A 16,088-nucleotide genomic window follows, 5' to 3' on the forward strand; every position below is an offset into this window, starting at 1 on the left:
CGGAATCCGGTCGAAATCAGCACTACACGACAGGCGCCTATCGGCCCAGAGTGTGTAAAAACGCCTTCGCGAACCCTTGCTATGATTTCTGAGGATTTCATCGCAGGGATCGCCCATGAAGCGCTTTATCCAAGGTGAACATCGAGACCAAGCACCTTACTTCCCGAGAGCCTCGACGACTACGTCAGCGATACCAATCCGGTGCGCGTGGTCGACGTCTTTGTCGACGAACTCGACCTGGTCAATCTGGGTTTTGAAGGAGCCATTCCAGCCGATACTGGCCGGCCGGCTTACCACCCCGCGATCCTGTTGAAGATCTACATCTACGGCTATCTCAACCGCATCCAATCGAGCCGACGTTTGGAGCGAGAAGCCCAGCGAAACGTCGAACTGATGTGGTTGACCGGGCGTTTGATGCCGGACTTCAAGACCATCGCCAACTTCCGAAAAGACAACAGCAAGGCCATCCGAGGCGTCTGTCGCCAGTTCGTTGTGCTGTGTCAGCAGTTGGGATTGTTTGGAGAACATCTGGTCGCCATCGATGGCAGTAAATTCAAAGCAGTCAACAACCGCGACCGCAACTTCACCAGCGCCAAACTGAAGCGGCGAATGGAAGAAATTGAATCGAGCATCAGCCGTTATCTGGCGGCACTCGATGCTGCCGATCGGCAAGAACCAACAGCTTCCGAGCCCAGCGCCGTGCGGCTGGAAGAGAAAATCGCCAAGCTCAAAACTCAAATGAAGGAGCTTCAAGCGATCGAAATCCAGCTCAATGAATCGCCGGATAAACAGGTCTCACTGACCGATCCAGACGCCCGGTCCATGATGACACGCGGCACAGGAATCGTCGGCTACAACGTGCAGACAGCGGTCGATACGCAGCACCATTTGATCGTTGCGCACGAGGTGACCAACGTCAGTTCCGACCGCGATCAACTCAGTTCAATGGCCAAGCAGGCCCGCGAGGCGATAGCGTCAGAAACGTTGTCGGTGGTGGCGGACCGAGGTTATTTCAAAAGCGAACAAATCCTGGCTTGTCACGATGCCGGCATCACCGCCTATGTGCCCAAACCGATGACCTCTGGAGCCAAGGCTGACGGGCGTTTCAATAACGATGCCTTCGTCTATGACGCGGCAAAAAACGAATACATTTGCCCGGCTGCAGAGGCGCTGATCTGTAAGCGTCCGCCCAACACACCTTGCGTGGTTAAACGGGCGTCCACCTATGCGGCAGCAACTCGTCAATTTCACTCGCCCGCTGCATCGGCGGGCGTGTCAGGACGTCCTTCAAATACTCGTATGGATCATGCCCATTGAGTCGCGCCGACTGGATCAAACTCGTCGCAGTGGAGGAGCTTTCCGATTGGGTAGAGCAGCGCGGATCGGCCGGCATCGCCGATAACGTGCGCTGCGCGCTTACCACGGGATGAAAACCTGGAGTTCATCAGCACCGAATCACAGAGCTTTCAACCTCTGGCCGCCACGTACCTGACAGCAGGCTGGAGCAGGTCAAACCGACGTCGCAGCGTGATACGGTAGAAAACCGCATTGGAGTAACCATCGCGGTGATAAGGACAGGAAGAGAGCGCATGCAACTCGAAGTTAGCGGTAACTGGATTTTCGGAGAGGGGATAAGGTTTGAGGTTGAATATCCTGCCCTTGAAGCCGTATTGATCAACGGACGGGTGCTGGTGACGTTTGACTGGATGGCTTTTGAGAGGAATGCTCCTGCGCAAAATCTTTTTTGCTACGACTCGTCAGGCAATCTACTTTGGCGAGCGCCAGCTATTGGAATGGGGGCCGTGGATGCCTATACCGGTGTAACGAACGAGGAGCCTCTTTGGGTAGGAAATTTTTCTGGATTCAATTGCCGGATAGATGAAACATCTGGCCAAGTTCTAGAGACTTGCTTCACGAAATAAACACTGCCCGCGTCTCCAAAGACGGTTAAACGGGCGCCCATTTGTGTGGCAGCAGCTCGGCAATCTCACTTGCCCGCTGCGTCGGTAGGCGCGTAAGTACATCCTTCAGGTAAGCGTACGGATCATGCCCATTAATCCGCGCCGACTGGATCAAACTCATGATCGCAGCCGCACGTTTGCCACTACGTAACGAGCCTGCAAACAACCAGTTCGAGCGCCCAAGTGCCCACGGCCGGATTTGATTCTCGCACCAGTTATTATCGATGGGCACAGCACCGTCATCGAGATAGCGCGTCAGCGCTATCCAGCGTTTTAGGCTGTAATCCAACGCCTTGGCGATGGCCGAGCCTTCAGGCACAAGCTGCCTCTGGGCGATCATCCAGGTATGAAGTGCGTCGATGATCGGCGCTGCTTTTTCCTGCCGTATTCGCTGCCGGACACCCGGTTCCAGCTCGCGTACCTCTCGTTCAATTTCGTACAAGGCTGCGATGTGGTGCAGCGCTTTTTCGGCGATCTGGCTCTTGTTGGTCGCGTGCAAGTCGAAGAACTTGCGGCGTGCATGGGCCATGCAGCCGATCTCCGTGACGCCCAGTTCAAAGCCTGCCTTGTAGCCAGCGAAGTCGTCGCAGACCAGCTTGCCGTTCCAGTTGCCAAGGAAGTTTCGGGCATGTTCGCCAGCACGGCTCGGACTGAAGTCATAAACGACCGCCGCCAGATCGGAGAACTGGCTGGTGGCATAGGCCCAGACATAAGCGCGATGAGTTTTCTTCGCGCCAGGCGTCAGCATTTGTACCGGGGTCTCGTCGGCGTGGACGACGCCGTGCGTCAGCACGGCTTCGCGCAGCGCATCAACCAGCGGCTGTAATTGCACGCCGCAGTTGCCCACCCATTGCGCCAAGGTCGAGCGAGCAATAGGCAGTCCGGCGCGGCCGAAGATTTTCTCCTGCCGATACAGCGGCAGATGGTCGGCAAACTTGGCCACCATGACGTGGGCCAGCAGGCCCGCCGTCGGGATGCCTTTGTCGATGACGTGCGCCGGTACCGGCGCTTGGATCAGCGTTTCGCACTGCTCGCAGGCCCATTTCCCACGGATGTGGCGCTCGACGGTGAAGACACCCGGCGTGTAGTCGAGCTTTTCGCTCGCATCTTCGCCGATACGCTTGAGGGCGCAGCCGCATTGGCAGTGGCTGTTGTCCGGTTCGTGATGGATCAGCGTGCGAGGAAACTGCGGCGGCAGGGCAGCGCGTTTGGGTTGCTGGCGTACTTTGCCTTCAACGGGCGCCGGTTGCAGCGCTGCAAGCTCAGCTTCGATGGCGGCGATATCGGTGTCGATCAAGTCGTCGAGCAAGCTGGCTTGATCCGGACTTAGTTGCTCGCTGCGCTTGGCAAACTTGAAGCGTTTGAGCAGCGCGATCTCGTGGGCCAGCTTCTCGTTGACCGACTTGTGATGAGTGATTTGCTTGTCCATCGTCTCGACGCGCTGGGTCAACTGCGCCGCCAAGGCACGCAGTTCTTCAGGGTTTAATTGATCGAGATTCGGATGCGAAGTCATGCCGCGGATTTTGCCAGAGAGGGCTAGTAGCGGCGATAGACTGATGGGCTAATTGCGCTGGCAAGCGCGCTATTGCGGACGAGTTAGAGCACCGTGATGGCTCCTCCGGAACCGACGCGTTGCCAAGGTAAACCGAGCACCAAGGCTTGAAGTTGCTCAGCATCTAACTCGACTTCAGAACCGTGCCGCACGCCCGGCCAAACGAAGCGTCCTTGATTCAAGCGTCGAGCGGCCAGCCAAATCCCGACACCGTCATGCACCAACACTTTCATGCGATTGGCGCGGCGATTGGCGAACAGATAAGCACAGTGCGGCTTCGCCGCACCGAACACGGCCACGACCCGCGCCAACGCAGTTTCAGTGCCGGCGCGCATGTCCATGGGCTCGGTGGCGAGCCAGATGGTGTCGATGCGGATCATCGCAGCAGGTCTCGTAAGAACGCGGAGCATGCCGCTGCACTTTCTGACGGCCAACTCACCACGACTACCCCCTTTGAATGAGGCACTTCGACTCGAATCGTGGCAGGAAGAACTTGCTGCGTCGCTATCGGCGGCGTTGCCTTGACCGGAATAAACGCAGCTTGCTGCGCCAGGTTTTTCTGTGTGTACGCCCGAATCCATTTATGGACAAGGTTAGCGTTGAGGTTGTGAGTCAAGGCGACATTGGCAATCGAGCTGTCAGGCTGCGCGCATTCGGCAATGACTTGGGCCTTGAAAGACTTGGAATAAGAACGTTCTTGTGGCATGGGCGTCCGCTTAAAAAGGCTAAAAATGGTGTCCACTTAAATTTAGGTGGACACCATCGCCTCAAGCGACGGTGTCAGGAAGGTGTGTTGCCCGGACGGTTACGCTGATCTGGCACTACTCCTACGTTGAAAAAGGCCTGAAGTTGCATCGTTACTGGAGTTCGAAATGCCAGGGTTGCGCGTTGAAATTGCAGTGCACACCGAGCACGGAACGACGAGTTCGACGCTGGGAGCATGAAGACGTGTTGGAGGAGATGCAGCTGCGGCTGAGCAAAGCGCCAGAGATGATGCGAGTCCGAAAACGGACTGTTGAGCATCCCTTCGGGACGCTCAAACAATGGATGGGTGCGACGCACTTCCTGACGCGAAAGCTGGCCGGGGTGAGCGCGGAGATGAGCTTGAATGTGCTCGCCTACAACCTGAAACGGGTCATGAAATCGAAATTCCTGACAATCAACAGTTCCGGGGCCGTCGTGCAATCTCCGTGTTGAAACCCCGGCTAGCGCACTTCGCGATGCGTCTGCGTGGCGCAGTCTGTTTCTGAATCAAGGTTGTTTGCGGAAGAACAAGGTGATTTGGCCTACCTCCACCCCGAACTTGGTCATGAACGAGCGATTGATCATAGTGTTCTTGTCCATAAGGTACATCCAGTCGTCTAACTGAACCTGATACTCCTTGCCATCCACCGGCAGGCTCAGCACATATCTCCAGCGCAGTGTATTGCCTGCCACCTCACCAAGCGCCTCGCCCACCACGTCGCCAGCGGTTCCGCGCCATTGACTGGAGCCAACCGGGGTTAACGTCCACACTCGTTTTTGCTTAGTACCGTCGCTGTACGTAAATGATTCGTCGAGTATCAGCCTGCTACCTTCGGAGTGGCCAATGATCTCCACGTGGAAGCGCTTGGTGACCACGCCAGAACGCTTTTGAAACATACCCCAGGCTTCAACCCGACCCTCGAAGAATTCTCGCAACTCAAGCGTGGGCGTCTCCTGGCTGTAGGTTTGCACATCCACCCGGCTGCAACTTGCAAGGCCAATGCATAGCAGCAATATCCATATCTTCACCATGTGCATTTCCTCAACGGTCTTAGGGTTTAGCTGCGCCCAGCAATTGGGCGCGCAGCTCCGGGTTGCGAGTTCGGGGATCTAGCCAGATGGCAAAAAAAGCCTTGGCAAACGCATCATCCCTCACCACATGCTGTAGCTTCTCGCCGACGTAAAAACGTGCGCCCTCTCCAGGCAAATAGACACCGGTGATGCGGTCACCGGCGCGCACATCGACAAACGCCTGCTGCATCTCCCTCTCCCAGCGAGCCATCAGCTTTGAATTCGGGGGGGTGGGCGACAGGCGACGGATTTCCTTGATGCTGGCCTCGACCAGATCATCGCGACTAATAGCGCGACTGTAGGTCAGCTCCAGCGCAAAAGGCACATCCGCATCCAGCGGTTCACCTGCAATCAGGCGTGGGCTCCAGAACTGCGCGCTGTAGATGGAGAAACCGAATACGCGCATCTCCCCGCTACCCAGCCGACGAGCATTGGGAATAGCCTCGCGCCAATCAGCAAATAGTTCAGCGCTCTGGAACATCAGCACAAAACAGATAGCGTGGCGGATTAAGCGGCCCGTCTGCCTAGTCATGCGAAGCCCTCGATATGACTCAATAGGCGCCTTTAAAAGTTATACCAAATATTTATTTTGTACAGCTTACGTCTCAAACAGCCGGCCAGACACATCGGCTCGTCGTTGCGCTGGGTCTTTCGTTCAAGACAAGCCCCGACTTTTGATTACTCAATGTAATAAGTGAAATTCAATTCAGGGGCTCTATCGCCGCTCGCACTAGTAATAGGATGGCTCCATCAAACCATACCTACTGGAGAATCCCGTGAAAAAAACCATTATTGCCGCCCTGCTGGCCGCTGCCGCTAACTATGCCAACGCCGGCACGGTATTGGTCGTACTGTCGGATCAGGATCAACTGGACCTGAAAGATGGCAAGGTCATGCAAACAGGTTTCTTCCTGAACGAGTTAATGCAACCGGTGCAGACCTTCATCGCGGCGGGTCAAACCGTCGTATTTGCCACCCCGAGCGGCAAGGCGCCAACCGCGGACCAGAAATCCAATGATGTGAGCTTCTGGGGCGGTGATGAGAAGGCCCGTCAGGAAAGTCTCGCGCTGCTGGACACGCTGAAGCTGACCTCGAAGAGCGGCTCTCCGGCAATCAGCTTCGCGCAGGTTCAGAAAATCGGCTACGACAAGTTCGATGCCGTATTCGTGCCTGGCGGCCATATCCCGATGCAGGATCTGCTGAAGGACAAGCAACTGGGCCAACTGCTGACCAACTTCCATGAAAAAGGCAAGATCACCGGCTTCACCTGCCATGGCACCATAGCCATGTTGTCGGCGATCCCGGACGCGCACGGTTTTGTCTCCGCGCTGGAATCGGGCAAACAGCCGGCAGCGCCAGCCAATTGGATTTACAAGGGCTACAAAGTCACCGCCTTCACCGACGCGGAAGAGGAACAGGCCAAAGGTTTCCTCGGCGGCGGCCATATGAAACTGTTCCCGCAGGATGGCCTGACGGCAGCCGGTGCTAACTTCTCCGAAGCCAAGCCATGGAGCGAGAACGTGATCGAAGACCGCGAAGTCATTTCCGGCCAGAACCCACAGTCGGCCAAGGCAGTCGCCGTGGCCATGCTGGCGAAACTGAAGTAATCCTGGGCGGCCGTTCCAGGCAAGCCAGGCCGTAGGTGCTGCGGGTCGATCTGCTTTGGCTCCAGCACCACCGTCTATCCCGACACGCTGCAAGCTTATGTGTCGGAAGACCTTCCTCGAATGCGGAGAAACCGCGCGCCCATCCGGCTTTCCAGGCGAACTACACTTTTTCCCACTGCCGATCGGTTCAGACCGAGAGAGGCCGCCGCTGTGGTGAAGCTTCCAGCCTTCACGGCGCAGACAAATGCAGCGATGTCACCCAATCGGTTGGCTTCCATGGGTAGCTTTACTCCAAGTCATGCATAGAGTGTATGCGGAGCATGAAGCCCCCACAGTTTCCTTTTCATTTATCAATAGGACTGGATCATGATCCTCAAGCGCACAGGCTCGCAGCCATCGATAAAAGCCCCTGAAGCGTACTTCACGGGCACCGTCCGTATGGACCCACTCAACAACCCTCCTGAACCCGCCCGAGCGTCCATCGTCAGCGTCACCTTTGAACCCGGTGCTCGTAGCGCCTGGCATACCCATCCGCTGGGTCAGACGCTGATTGTCACCGCAGGCTGTGGCTGGACTCAGTGTGAAGGCGAACCGATCGTGGAAATTCGTGCCGGCGACGTCATCTGGTGCCCACCGGGCCATAAACACTGGCACGGTGCAAGCGCAACCACCGCCATGACCCACATTGGCGTCCAGGAAGCGTTGGACGGTGTGAGTGTCGTCTGGATGGAAAAGGTCACCGACGAGGAATATAACGTCGGCCCGCCTGGCGAATGATTTGACGCCATTCATGACAGCGCCGTTTACATGCTGTCAGAGGATCGCTATGTGTTGCCCCCCCCCGACGTACGAATCCGCAACCGCGGCGTCACAAAATCGAAGAACGCGCGCAGCTTCAACGGCAGCGGCGTTTGCCCTTTGTGCACGAGGTTGATCGGCAAGGGCGCTGATTCAAACTCATCGAGCACAATGCTCAGTTCATTGTCTCGTACCGAGTCTGCGACCTGGTAGGACAGCACACGGATCAAGCCCACCCCAAGAATCGCCGCTGCGATAGCCGCTTCGGCGGTGTTGACGGTAAGCCGTGAATGCACGGGCACGGACAGTTCTGACTTGCCGGCGCCAAACACCCAGGCGCGCATGGACGCGAGGACTTCAAAGGTGATGCAGTCATGCCCGGCGAGATCTTGTGGTGTGGTCGGCACGCCATGGGTTGCCAGGTAGGCCGGACTCGCGCAAACAACCCGGCGCACTGTTCCGACTTCCGTCGCCATGAGCATGCTGTCGGGCAGTTCGCCAATTCGCACTGCGACATCGGCGTGTTCGTCCATCAGATGCACAACGCGATCGGTCAGCACCAGGCTGATGTCGATCTCCGGGTAGTGCGCTAGAAATTCCGCCACCACTGGCACCACGTGCAAGCGCCCGAACACGACCGGGGCGGTGACCACCAGTTCGCCTTTAGGGCTGGCGTATTCACCCGTCGCCGCGCGTTCGGCTTCGCCAATGTCTTCGAGAATGCGCCGGCAGGCCGCCACGTACGAGTCGCCGGCCTCGGTCAACGAAAGCTGTCGCGTCGTCCGATGCAACAGGCGTGTGTGCAGATGCGCTTCCAGTTCCGCCACCTTCCGGCTGACGGTTGTCAGGGGCATGCCGAGGCGACGCGCGGCCGCCGACAGACTGCCCGCATCAACGACGGCGATGAGGATAGACATGGATTCAAGACGATTCATCAGACTCTACCAAATTTCGGAAGGATGCTTCCCAATCCTATGTGATTCTCTTGATAAATACGAGTAGGTAAGGTTCAACCCTAACCTCCGGCCCGCGGCGTCCCGCTGCACATACTGGGGAGATTGATAAGGAGAGCGCCGTGAGCGGCCTGCCCAATATATCTGCTAGTTCACCTGCACCCGCAGTAGCGTCGCGCGGCAAGATCATCATGATGGCGATCATCGCTGGCGCTGTGATCACCAACATCTACGCCACTCAACCGATCCTGCCGTTGATCTCGTCGGGCCTGGGGATCGACCTGACGACGGTCGATCTCGTCGCCGGCGCAGCGCTGCTCGGCGTCGCATTCGGGCTAGCCTTTCTGTTGCCGCTGGGTGACCGTTTTGATCGGCGCAAGCTAGTGCTTGGGCAGATTGCGGTCGCTTTTTTATTCGGCCTGGCGGCGGCGTTTGCGCCCGGCATCTGGGCGCTGATCGCTGCTTCTTTTGGCCTTGGCGTCGTCAGTTGCGTGCCCCAGCAACTTGTACCCTTCGCCGCGGTGATGTCGCGGCCGGAAGAGCGTGGGCGTTCGGTCGGCACCGTGGTCAGCGGCATCATGGTTGGCATCCTGCTTGGTCGCACAATCAGCGGCGTGGTTGGGGAAGCCTGGGGATGGCGCGCGGTCTACGGCGTGGAAGCAGCGTTCATGATCCCGGTGTTTATCGCTGCGGCGATGCTCCTGCCGCGGGGGGTGCCCACCACCACCCTGTCCTACGGAAAGCTGCTCGCCTCGCTCTGGCCACTGGCGCGCGACAATCGTCCGATCCGTGAATCAATGATGGTCCAGGCGCTGTTGTGGGCGTGTTTCAACGCCTTTTGGGTCAACCTCGCGGCGCTCCTGAGCGATGGTCCCTGGCACCTTGGCAGTGCGTGGGCAGGCGGCTTCGGCATCATCGGAGCAGCCGGTGCGCTTGCAGCTTCACTGGGTGGTCGCGCCACCGACCGGCTGGGCTCGCGGACTGTGATTGGGGCCAGTATCGGCATCGTTACCCTGGCTTTCCTGCTCCTCGCTGGGGCGCAGACCTCGATTATTTTCCTGGTGATCGGCGTTATTGTTCTCGATATCGGCGTGCAGTCGGGACTGGTGTCCAACCAGACTCGCGCCTTCGCAGTCGATCCGAAAGCACAGGGCCGCATCAACAGCCTCTATATGACCGCCACCTTCCTCGGCGGCGCGCTAGGCGTGACCATCAGCGGCTGGCTGATGACCCGTTACGGCTGGCCGGGCATCGTGGTCTTCGGCATTGCGCTCGGGCTGATTGCGTTGGCCATCCACTGGCTCGGCGCGCCGCGCCGCCAGGCAAGCGCGGATGTCGGCGTGCGATAAAGCAAAACAGATTACCGATACCCGTAGGAGCAGGGTTTGTACGCGAGCCGCTCCTACGGACTTGGTCGGCTTATACCTTCTTGCTGCATAACACCCACAAACGCGTCGTCCCGGATGTCGAGGTCTGGGCCTCTCGCCGGTCCTCGATTTTTTTATAACGCTTATCTGGAAACTTCCCATGCTAGGCCTTGTGCGCGTTGCTTTGAGACGGCCGTATACCTTTGTCGTACTCGCCATCCTGATCCTCATCGTCGGGCCTCTGGCGGCCCTGCGGACACCCACGGATATTTTTCCGGAAATCCGCATTCCGGTGATCGCGGTCATCTGGCAATACACCGGGCTGTCACCGGATCAGATGGCGGGCCGCATCACCTCGCCGTTCCAGCGGGTACTGACCACCACGGTCAGCGACATTCGCCATCTCGAAGCGCAGTCGTTCAATGGCTATGGCATCGTCAAGGTGTTTTTCCAGCCCGGAGTGAACATCGCCACGGCTAACGCGCAACTGACCTCGGTGTCGCAGTTCATGTTGCGTAACCTGCCGCCGGGCACGGTGCCACCGTTGATCCTCAGTTACAGCGCCTCGACCGTGCCCATTGTGCAACTGGCCCTGTCGGGCAAGAACCTCAGCGAGCAGAAGCTGGGCGACCTGGGCCTGAACAGTGTGCGCCTGCCATTGACCACCGTGCCCGGCGCGTCAGTACCCTTTCCGTACGGCGGCAAGTCTCGACAAGTGCAGATTGATCTCGACCCGGCCCAGATGCAGGCGCGAGGGCTGTCAGCCCAGGACGTCGCCACTGCGCTGGCGGCGCAGAACCAGATCACTCCCGTGGGCACGCAGAAGATCGGCGGCTACGAATACTCGCTGCAATTGAACAACTCGCCAGTGGCCTTCAAGGACCTTGAAGACTTGCCGATCAAGTCCGCCAATGGCACCACGGTGCTGATTCGCGACATTGGCACGGTCAAGGACGGCAACCCACCGCAAACCAACATCGTGCATGTCAATGGCAGTCCTTCCGTGCTGATTCCGGTACTCAAGACCGGTTCGGCATCGACCCTTGGGGTAATCGCCGGCATCAAGAGCAAACTCGCCGACTCGAAAGCACAGTTCCCGGAAAACCTGAGCATCGAACCGATTGGTGACCAATCCTTGTTCGTCCGCGCCGCAATCAGTGGTGTGGCCCGTGAAGGTTTGATCGCCGCCGGTTTGACCAGTCTGATGATTCTGCTGTTTCTGGGCAGCTGGCGTTCGACGCTAATCATCGCGGTGTCGATCCCGCTGGCAATTCTGGCATCAATTACCACGCTGTCGGCGCTGGGCGAAACGCTTAACATCATGACGCTGGGAGGGCTGGCGCTGGCCGTCGGCATCCTGGTCGACGATGCCACGGTGACCATCGAAAACATCAACTGGCACCTCGAGCAAGGCAAGTCGGTGCAGGACGCGATCCTGGACGGCGCCGCGCAAATCGTGACCCCGGCGTTCGTCGCGCTGCTGTGTATCTGCATCGTGTTCGTGCCGATGTTCTTTCTCGAGGGTGTGGCGCGCTTTCTGTTCGTGCCGATGGCGTTGGCGGTGATTTTTGCGATGATCGCCTCATTCATCCTGTCGCGGACCCTGGTACCGACCATGGCCAATTACCTGCTCAAGCCCCATGTGCCGGGTGAAGGCAGCGCCCACAGCCGCAATCCGCTGGTGCGTTTCCAGCAGGGGTTCGAGGTACGTTTCGAGCGCATCCGCAAGGGCTACCACGATTTGCTGCACCTGGCGCTGGAGCATCGCAAGACGGTGCTGGTCGCGGTGTTCGGCTTCATTGTCGCTTCCTTCGCACTGGTGCCATCCCTGGGTCGAAACTTCTTCCCGGCGGTCGATTCCGGGCAAATTCTGATGCACGTCCGCCCCCCCGTCGGTACACGCCTGGAAACCACCACGCGGACCATCGCGGAGGTGGAAAACGCGATTCGCCTGATCATCCCCGCCGGTGAGCTCAACACCGTGGTGGACAACATTGGTCAGCCAATCAGCGGTATCAACATGGCGTACAACAACACCGGCACCATCGGCGCGCAGGACGGCGATATACAGATCAGCCTCAAGGAAGGACACAAGCCGACCGCCGAATACATACGCCAGTTTCGCGAGCAACTGCCCCGACAGTTCCCCGAGGTGGTGTTCTCGTTCCCGCCGGCGGACATCGTCGGGCAGATCCTCAATTTCGGCACGCCGGCGCCAATCGACGTGCAGATCATCGGCGGCAACCTGCCGGCCAACTTCGCCTACGCCGACACGCTGCTGCGGGAAATCCGCCGCGTCCCCGGTGTGGTCGACGCACGGATCCAGCAGTCTCAGCAGTTGCCGACCTTCAACATCAATGTTGATCGCACCCGTGCGCAACTGGTGGGGATCAGTGAGCGCGATGTCACCAACAGCCTGGTGGTGAACCTGGCCGGATCCAGTCAAGTGGCGCCGACATTCTGGCTCAACACCGTCAACGGCGTGTCGTACCCGATCGTGCTCCAGACGCCGCAATCGAGCCTCGACACACTGGCAGCGCTGCGAAATCTGCCGCTCTCATCGGCGACGACGGCAGCCGGTGGCAATGGTAACGCGCAGGTCCTTGGCGGTCTTGCCACCGTGGAGCGAACCCACAGCAACTCCGTGGTGACGCAATCGGACATCCAGCCGATGGTGAATATTCTGACCTCGATTCAGGGCCGTGACCTTGGCGGTGTCGCCGCGGATATCCAGAAGATCATCGCCGCCCACGCCAACGACGTACCGAAAGGTTCGAAGGTGGGGCTACAGGGACAGATCACCACGATGAACAGCGCGTTCAGCGGCATGCTGTTCGGCCTGCTCGGTGCGGTGGTGCTGATTTATCTGCTGATCGTCGTCAACTTCCAGTCCTGGAGCGACCCGTTCGTGATCATCACCGCGCTGCCAGCGGCACTGGCCGGCATCGTCTGGATGTTGTTCGTCACCCACACGCCGCTGTCAGTGCCGGCCCTGACCGGGGCGATCATGTGCATGGGGGTAGCCACCGCCAACGCGATTCTAGTGGTGAGCTTTTGCCGCGAACGCCTGGCCGAGCATGGCGATCCGGTGCTGGCGGCGCTGGAAGCCGGTTTTACCCGCTTCCGTCCGGTATTGATGACCGCGATCTCGATGATCATCGGCATGGCGCCCATGGCATTGAGCCTGGGCGAAGGCGGCGAGCAGAACGCGCCGCTGGGACGCGCCGTGATCGGCGGGCTGGGCTTTGCGACGGCCGCGACCCTGTTCCTGGTGCCGCTCATTTTCAGTCTCGTCCACGCGCGCCAGGGTCATGCACGCGTTCAGACCACCGCTATCCAAAGGTTTTGACATGCATATCGACACGGCTCCATCCCATCCGCAACCCCGCCCTGGCAAAGGGCGCGCGCGCGTCGGCCTGCTGCTGGCGCTGATTGTCCTGATCGCCATCGTGGCTTTCGGTATGACCGGACGCGCCAGCGAATCCGCCGCATTGCAAACCTGGACCGAAAAACAGGCACTGCCCAGTGTGCTGCTGGTCAAACCGCTGGCCGTGCCCCAGTTGCCCGCGCTGGTACTGCCCGGGCGCCTGGAAGCCTGGTCGCGGGCCGCGATCTTTGCCCGGGTCGGCGGTTACCTGAAATCCTGGAAGGCCGAGATCGGCACCCGAGTCAAAGCCGGACAACTGCTCGCCGAGATCGACACTCCGGAGCTGGATCAGCAACTTTTGCAGGCCCGCGCCGACCTGGCCACAGCCAAGGCCAATGCCACGCTGGCCGGCACCAGCGCCAAGCGCTGGCAGGCCATGCTGGCCTCCGATTCGGTATCGAAACAGGAGGTCGACGAGCGCAACGGCGACCTCGCGGCCAAACAGGCGCAGGTCATGGCGGCTCAGGCCAATGTCGAACGGTTGACCGCGACCAAGAGTTTCCAGCGCCTGGTGGCTCCTTTTGACGGGGTCGTCACCGCGCGCACCACTGATGTCGGCGCACTGATCAATGCCGGCAACAATAGTGGTGGGCAAGAGCTGTTTGCAGTGTCCGAGGTCAGCCACCTGCGGGTTTACGTGCAGGTGCCGCAGTCGTATGCGGCGCAGATCAAGCTCGGTAGCAACGCGCAGATCAGCGTGCCGGAATATCCAAAGGAGGTGTTCATGGCTACAGTCATCGCCTCGGCCGAATCCGTCAGTCCGGCGACGGGTACCACGCTGGTGCAACTGCAAGTCGATAATCAGGCCGCGCGCCTGTTGCCAGGTGCCTACACCAGCGTGCGTTTCGAGCTATCGGCACAGGCCGGTGTGGTGCGGATACCGGCCAGCGCCTTGAAATACGATGATCATGGCCTGCGGGTCGCGACACTGGATACGCACGATCGCGTGTTGTTCAAGACCGTGACCATCGCTCGCGATTTTGGCGACAGCGTTGAAATCGGCTCCGGACTCACCGCGACCGACCGCATCATCGACACGCCACCCGATGCCCTGAGTGATCAGGATGCCGTGCAGATCTCGTCGGCGAACGCCGAGGGAAATCCCCATGGTTAAGCACAGCCTGTTGTTTGCCGCGCTGCTTGCAATCGGCGCCTGCTCATTCGCGCCGCACTACGAGACCCCGCCGGTGCCGACTCCTGAGCAGTTCAAGACCCTGGGCATCTGGAACACCGCCACGCCCAGCGATCAAATCAGTCGTGATGACTGGTGGCATGTTTACAACGACCCGCAATTGGACGCCCTGCAACAGCAGTTGTTGGCGAACAACCCGAACCTGAGTGCCGCACTCGCCCATTACCAGCAGGCACAGGCATTCGTCAGCCAGGTCAGCTCCAGACAGTTGCCGACGGTCAATAGCATCGGCAGCGCCCAACGCAATCGCCAGTCCGATACCCGACCGCTGCGTGCCAGCAGCACCGGGGACGTTTACAACGCCGGTACACTGGGCCTGCAGGTGGACTATGAAGTCGATCTGTGGGGACGCGTTCGCGATTCGGTGGCCGCTGGCACCGATGAAGAGCAGGCATCGCGCGCCGATCTGGCCTCGGTACGCCTGAGCCTGCAGGCGCAACTCGCTGACAGCTACATCCGCCTGAGGGGGCTGGACCAGCAGACAAGGCTGCTCAGCGAAACCAGCGCGGCGTTTTCCCGGGCATTGGAGCTGACCCAGGGTCTTCATGACGGTGGCATTGTGTCCGGGCTGGATGTCTCTCGCGCCAACGCACAACTGTCCTCGGCAAAATCCCTGCTTAAACAGAACCAGGTGCAGCGCGATTTGCTGGAGCACGCGATCGCCGCGCTGGTGGGCACCTCGGCGTCGACCTTCAGTCTCGAACAACGGACCGCCACGCTGCTAGTGCCAATGGTGCCCCCCGGGGTTCCGTCGGCGTTGTTGCAACGCCGTCCAGACATCGCCGCGGCCGAACGGCGTGTGGAGGCAGCCAATGCGCGCATCGGCGTGGCGCGCAGTGCCTGGTTTCCGACACTGTCGTTAAGCGCTCAAGGGGGTTACCAGAGCAATGAATTCGCCAATCTCCTGAGCGCACCCAACCTGTTTTGGGCCATCGGCCCGTCGTTGGCCGTTACGCTGTTGGACGGTGGTCTGCGTAAGGCACAAATCGATTCGGCCACGGCCGCCACCGCCGAAGCGGCGGGTAAATACCGTGCCCAGGTCCTGGCCGCGTTCGAGCAGGTGGAAAACAACCTGTCGATCATCGACGGCCTGGGCTCGGCGCTGGACGATCAGCGCGCGGCGGCAGAGGCTGCGCAGTTCACGGAAAACCTGTCGATGGCCCGTTACAAACAAGGCGCGGTCGGTTACCTCGATGTGGTGGTGGCGCAGACCGCTTCGTTGCAAACCCAACGCAACGTGCTCGACTTGCAGACGCAACAGTTGGCGGCGAGCGTCGCCCTGATCAAGGCCTTGGGAGGGGGATGGGACACTCAGGAACTATCAGTCAGGTGATGTCCGGCTCATCAAGCATAGCCTGCGGTAATGCCTCGCCGTAGGCTGGCCAATGTTTTCGATTCTGAGCCTGGTCCTCAGGA

General features: G+C 59.4%; 13 protein-coding genes and 5 pseudogenes. 10 read left to right on the plus strand and 8 right to left on the minus strand.

Annotated features, from left to right (window positions below; genetic code table 11):
* Window positions 1–115: 115 nt before the first annotated feature.
* A pseudogene (locus KJF94_RS13270) lies at window positions 116–1,176 on the plus strand (IS1182 family transposase); the annotation flags it as partial.
* A gap of 31 nt (window positions 1,177–1,207) precedes the next feature.
* Here the strand turns inward: KJF94_RS13270 and KJF94_RS13275 are convergent.
* Window positions 1,208–1,339 (minus strand): annotated as a pseudogene (locus KJF94_RS13275) (transposase domain-containing protein); the annotation flags it as partial.
* Between the two features lie 4 nt (window positions 1,340–1,343).
* Between KJF94_RS13275 and KJF94_RS30555 the strand changes: the two are divergent.
* A pseudogene (locus tag KJF94_RS30555) lies at window positions 1,344–1,539 on the plus strand (hypothetical protein); the annotation flags it as partial.
* Between the two features lie 50 nt (window positions 1,540–1,589).
* Window positions 1,590–1,922, plus strand: a complete 333-nt coding sequence (locus KJF94_RS13280; RefSeq protein WP_214384072.1) for a DUF7957 family protein — start codon at window positions 1,590–1,592, stop codon at window positions 1,920–1,922.
* Window positions 1,923–1,947: 25 nt separating this feature from the next.
* Here KJF94_RS13280 and tnpC read toward each other — a convergent pair whose 3' ends face one another.
* The 3 genes from tnpC to tnpA all read right to left on the minus strand — a co-directional run bounded on the left by tnpC (window position 1,948) and on the right by tnpA (window position 4,219).
* Entirely contained in the window at window positions 1,948–3,474 is a 1,527-nt protein-coding gene (gene tnpC, locus KJF94_RS13285; protein WP_214384074.1) for an IS66 family transposase, read from the minus strand.
* A gap of 83 nt (window positions 3,475–3,557) precedes the next feature.
* Complete coding sequence (gene tnpB / locus KJF94_RS30205; RefSeq protein ID WP_250548278.1) at window positions 3,558–3,923, minus strand: IS66 family insertion sequence element accessory protein TnpB; 366 nt, start codon at window positions 3,921–3,923, stop codon at window positions 3,558–3,560.
* Entirely contained in the window at window positions 3,890–4,219 is a 330-nt protein-coding gene (gene tnpA / locus KJF94_RS13295) for an IS66-like element accessory protein TnpA (RefSeq protein ID WP_250548279.1), read from the minus strand. Before tnpA ends, tnpB begins: the two co-directional genes overlap by 34 nt.
* Before the next feature lie 104 nt (window positions 4,220–4,323).
* Here tnpA and KJF94_RS13300 point away from each other — a divergent pair.
* Window positions 4,324–4,710 (plus strand): annotated as a pseudogene (locus KJF94_RS13300) (transposase); the annotation flags it as partial.
* 54 nt (window positions 4,711–4,764) lie between these two features.
* On the opposite strand, the gene KJF94_RS13305 reads toward KJF94_RS13300, so the two are convergent.
* Together KJF94_RS13305 and KJF94_RS13310 are read right to left on the minus strand one after the other, a co-directional pair.
* On the minus strand, window positions 4,765–5,289 hold the full coding sequence (locus tag KJF94_RS13305; protein ID WP_214384078.1) for a DUF3833 domain-containing protein: 525 nt from the start codon (window positions 5,287–5,289) through the stop codon (window positions 4,765–4,767).
* 19 nt (window positions 5,290–5,308) lie between these two features.
* The gene (locus KJF94_RS13310; protein WP_214384080.1) at window positions 5,309–5,860 is read right to left on the minus strand and encodes a chalcone isomerase family protein; all 552 of its coding nucleotides are present in this window, start codon (window positions 5,858–5,860) and stop codon (window positions 5,309–5,311) included.
* Window positions 5,861–6,104: 244 nt separating this feature from the next.
* Here KJF94_RS13310 and KJF94_RS13315 point away from each other — a divergent pair, with 244 nt between their 5' ends.
* Window positions 6,105–6,935, plus strand: a complete 831-nt coding sequence (locus tag KJF94_RS13315) for a type 1 glutamine amidotransferase domain-containing protein (RefSeq protein ID WP_214384082.1) — start codon at window positions 6,105–6,107, stop codon at window positions 6,933–6,935.
* Between the two features lie 125 nt (window positions 6,936–7,060).
* On the opposite strand, the pseudogene KJF94_RS13320 reads toward KJF94_RS13315, so the two are convergent.
* Window positions 7,061–7,213: pseudogene (locus KJF94_RS13320) on the minus strand (helix-turn-helix domain-containing protein); the annotation flags it as partial.
* Between the two features lie 88 nt (window positions 7,214–7,301).
* Here KJF94_RS13320 and KJF94_RS13325 point away from each other — a divergent pair.
* Entirely contained in the window at window positions 7,302–7,712 is a 411-nt protein-coding gene (locus KJF94_RS13325) for a (R)-mandelonitrile lyase (RefSeq protein ID WP_214384084.1), read from the plus strand.
* A 47-nt stretch (window positions 7,713–7,759) separates the two neighbouring features.
* Here the strand turns inward: KJF94_RS13325 and KJF94_RS13330 are convergent, their stop codons facing one another.
* A complete protein-coding gene (locus KJF94_RS13330) occupies window positions 7,760–8,668 on the minus strand; it encodes a LysR family transcriptional regulator (RefSeq protein WP_214384086.1) in 909 nt (302 codons plus the stop codon).
* A gap of 140 nt (window positions 8,669–8,808) precedes the next feature.
* Here KJF94_RS13330 and KJF94_RS13335 point away from each other — a divergent pair, with 140 nt between their 5' ends.
* The 4 genes from KJF94_RS13335 (at window position 8,809) to KJF94_RS13350 (ending at window position 16,005) form a co-directional block, all read left to right on the plus strand.
* Window positions 8,809–10,035 carry an MFS transporter gene (locus KJF94_RS13335; protein ID WP_214384088.1) on the plus strand — a complete coding sequence of 409 codons (1,227 nt, stop codon included), beginning with the start codon at window positions 8,809–8,811 and terminating at the stop codon, window positions 10,033–10,035.
* 178 nt (window positions 10,036–10,213) lie between these two features.
* The gene (locus KJF94_RS13340; protein WP_214384090.1) at window positions 10,214–13,402 is read left to right on the plus strand and encodes an efflux RND transporter permease subunit; all 3,189 of its coding nucleotides are present in this window, start codon (window positions 10,214–10,216) and stop codon (window positions 13,400–13,402) included.
* 1 nt (window position 13,403) lies between these two features.
* Entirely contained in the window at window positions 13,404–14,594 is a 1,191-nt protein-coding gene (locus KJF94_RS13345; protein ID WP_214384092.1) for an efflux RND transporter periplasmic adaptor subunit, read from the plus strand.
* Entirely contained in the window at window positions 14,587–16,005 is a 1,419-nt protein-coding gene (locus tag KJF94_RS13350) for an efflux transporter outer membrane subunit (RefSeq protein WP_214384094.1), read from the plus strand. Before KJF94_RS13345 ends, KJF94_RS13350 begins: the two co-directional genes overlap by 8 nt.
* The last annotated feature ends 83 nt before the right edge of the window (window positions 16,006–16,088 follow it).

It is taken from the genome of Pseudomonas hormoni (assembly GCF_018502625.1).
GTDB classification, from domain to species: Bacteria; Pseudomonadota; Gammaproteobacteria; order Pseudomonadales; family Pseudomonadaceae; genus Aquipseudomonas; species Aquipseudomonas hormoni.